The organism is Nonlabens dokdonensis (assembly GCF_002162835.1).
In the GTDB taxonomy this organism is placed as follows: domain Bacteria; phylum Bacteroidota; class Bacteroidia; order Flavobacteriales; family Flavobacteriaceae; genus Nonlabens; species Nonlabens dokdonensis_B.
Genome location: NZ_MAAX01000070.1, coordinates 1 through 2,641 on the forward strand (window position 1 = coordinate 1; position 2,641 = coordinate 2,641).

Annotated in this window: 4 protein-coding genes; all 4 read left to right on the plus strand. The window is 36.0% G+C overall.

Annotated elements, in window-relative coordinates; translation table 11 throughout:
- The first annotated feature begins 72 nt into the window (after nt 1-72).
- Nucleotides 73-1,053: a YARHG domain-containing protein gene (locus tag A9Q93_RS04025; RefSeq protein ID WP_303686088.1), complete on the plus strand. Its 981-nt coding sequence runs from the start codon at nt 73-75 to the stop codon at nt 1,051-1,053.
- A 3-nt stretch (nt 1,054-1,056) separates the two neighbouring features.
- Complete coding sequence (locus A9Q93_RS04030; protein ID WP_303686089.1) at nt 1,057-1,710, plus strand: DUF2306 domain-containing protein; 654 nt, start codon at nt 1,057-1,059, stop codon at nt 1,708-1,710.
- 111 nt (nt 1,711-1,821) lie between these two features.
- Nucleotides 1,822-2,193, plus strand: coding sequence for a VOC family protein (locus A9Q93_RS04035; protein WP_303686090.1), 372 nt, complete (start codon nt 1,822-1,824; stop codon nt 2,191-2,193).
- Nucleotides 2,193-2,641 (plus strand): arylamine N-acetyltransferase (locus tag A9Q93_RS04040; RefSeq protein ID WP_303686091.1); only part of this gene is annotated, 449 nt, incomplete at its 3' end. The genes A9Q93_RS04035 and A9Q93_RS04040, both read left to right, overlap by 1 nt.

The following is a 2,641-nucleotide window of genomic DNA, read 5'->3' on the forward strand; positions in this document are numbered from 1 at the left end:
GGGAGACTTGTTTAATGAAGTAATCTATAGTTCTTTCAATTGCTTATTTTCGGCTACATAAAATGATATCCTATGAATAAGCTTTACGCCTTTGTTTTTGTCAGCGTTCTACTTTCAGGTTGCGAAAATCAGGTTAAAAACTCAACTCCCAAGGTAATTGAAGAATTGGGAACAGAGGTAACTTTAGACTCACTACCCAAAAAGTATTTGAAAACTCCCGATTTAATAAAGAAAGAAAAGAAGAGTACTGTTGAGCTGGAGGTTTTGGGATTCTGGGTTGGTTATTTTGTACCAGATAGTTTAAGCAATGCTTCTGATATTATGGTTTATGCAGATGAGTTTGTTTGGTTTAGAGAAAATAAAATCAATATATCGATTGATTCTATAGTTGAAAACAGGGTCGTTGGTCACAGTGTGGTCGCTGGAAATAATCGTCCATTTGAGGGAAAGGTGATTTTTGAAGAAAACCGGATATTTTCTTTTAAGGTGTCTGAACCGGGTAATGAATCACATGATGGAGTTTTTGAATTCAGCATTTCACAAGGAGAGTTAAATGGGAAATGGAAGGCTTATAATGAGCTGGAGATCCAACATCGAAAGTATAGCCTTAAAAAAAGAAGGTATGTGTATTTACCAGATATCATGTTAGATGAAAGAAGTTTGTTTTTGGATTGGTATAAATCAAAGGAAGCGCAGCCCGACACCCTGTTTTTTGATGAAGGTGATTTTGAAGTATGGTATAAGGACGAGTTTGCGACTACCACAAATGCCATCTACCAGATCAATGCTTCCAACACTGTTTTAACAAATGAAGATGTAGAAAATCTTAAAAAATCGGATTTACGTATTATCAGAAATACCATTTATGCACGTCATGGGTATTCGTTTAAAAATAGACCATTACGTGTTTTTTTTGATGCTCAACCTTGGTATATCCCCGTATATTCCAACATTACTAAGGAGTTTAGCCAAATCGAATTAGACAATATTCAGTTGCTACTTCGATATGAGAAAAATGCGGAGGAGTACTATGATTATTTTGGTAGAGGTTAATCCATGAATCCATTTTTCAAAAGAGTCATAAGTTGGGGTAGTATTATCCTTCTTGGTTACTTTACTTGCCTATTGGTGCTAATTACGTTGCAATACGTACCAATACGTTTAGATGTTGCCTTTTTAAATGTAAAACAAAGTGTTGTCCATCTTAAACACTATCAGGTGGCTTTTTTCAGTCATGTTTTTACGAGTATATGGGTTTTGGTTTTTGCGGTAGTTCAGTTTATTCCTGGGATAAGGGACCATTTACCTCAAATTCATAGATTCACCGGTAAGCTGTATATTTTTCTGGTTTTGGTGATTGCGAGTCCTTCTGGATTCGTAATGGGCTATTATGCCAATGGAGGATGGGTATCCCAGATTTCATTTATGATTCAAGCTATTTTGTGGTTCTATTTTACATTCTTAGGTTTTCAAATGGCTAAACGGATGGATTGGGAAAAGCATCAATTGTTTATGTGGCGAAGTTTTGCTTTGACTCTTTCGGCCATTACCCTTCGCTTGTTTAAATGGATAATTATTGGCGTTTTTGAATGGCCTCCCATGGATACTTACCGTTTAGTAGCATGGCTTGGATGGGTTTTTAATTTAATGGGGGTTGAAATTCTCTGGTATTACAAATACGCCCCAAAAGGGAGAAACGGAATGCCATGAGTATATTCATTAATGTACCCGATTGGTTTTGCCGAAAATTTGAAATAAGTTTTATCTTCGAGGAAGTGGAAATGTTTGTTTCTACCCTATTAATTACCATAACGAAATCATATGAAATTAGGTGCTTTTTCCATTAGCTTAACGGTTAAGGATATTCAAAAATCAAAGGAATTTTACGAAAAATTGGGTTTCTCTCCATTGGGTGGAGATTTAAAAATGAATTATCTCATTATGAAAAATGAGAATGCAATTATTGGTTTGTTTCAAGGCATGTTTGAAAACAATATCATTACCTTCAACCCAGGGTGGGATGAAAATGCAAAAGAATTAAAGCAATTTGACGATGTTCGGGTCATTCAAAAAGATTTGAAATCAAATGGAGTGGAACTCATTCAGGAATGCGATGAAACGACTAAGGGAGCCGCAAGTATTATTCTTACCGACCCAGATGGAAATTCTATATTAATTGATCAACACCGGTAATGGACGTTCAAGCATATTTAAATAGAATTGGTTTTACAGGAGCTGTAACCCTTTCTACCGATACCTTAATTGACTTGGCTCGGTTACATATGTACCATGTTCCTTTTGAAAATTTAGACATTCATTACCAGCAACGAATTGATCTGAAAATGGCGAGCCTATATCAAAAAATTGTAGTCCGAAAAAGAGGTGGGTTCTGTTACGAATTAAACGGTTTGTTTTGTGAATTACTGGTGCAACTCGGGTTTAATGCCCATATGGTTTCCGCTCGAGTGTTTACCAAAGCCAAAAAGTACAGTCCAGAATTTGACCATATGGCCATTTGGTTGGTGTTGAACGATATAAGTTACTTGGTAGATGTAGGCTTTGGGGACTTTATTATTGAACCGCTACAAATAATCCCTGCGCTTATTCAATCCAATTCTTCGGGTGAATTTGTAATAGATGC

Excerpts from the sequence above, each read along its gene's own strand:
- A9Q93_RS04025 (WP_303686088.1), top strand. The coding sequence starts at position 73 with ATGAATAAGCTTTACGCCTTTGTTTTTGTCAGCGTTCTACTTTCAGGT.
- A9Q93_RS04030 (WP_303686089.1), top strand. The coding sequence starts at position 1,057 with ATGAATCCATTTTTCAAAAGAGTCATAAGTTGGGGTAGTATTATCCTT.
- A9Q93_RS04035 (WP_303686090.1), top strand. The coding sequence starts at position 1,822 with ATGAAATTAGGTGCTTTTTCCATTAGCTTAACGGTTAAGGATATTCAA.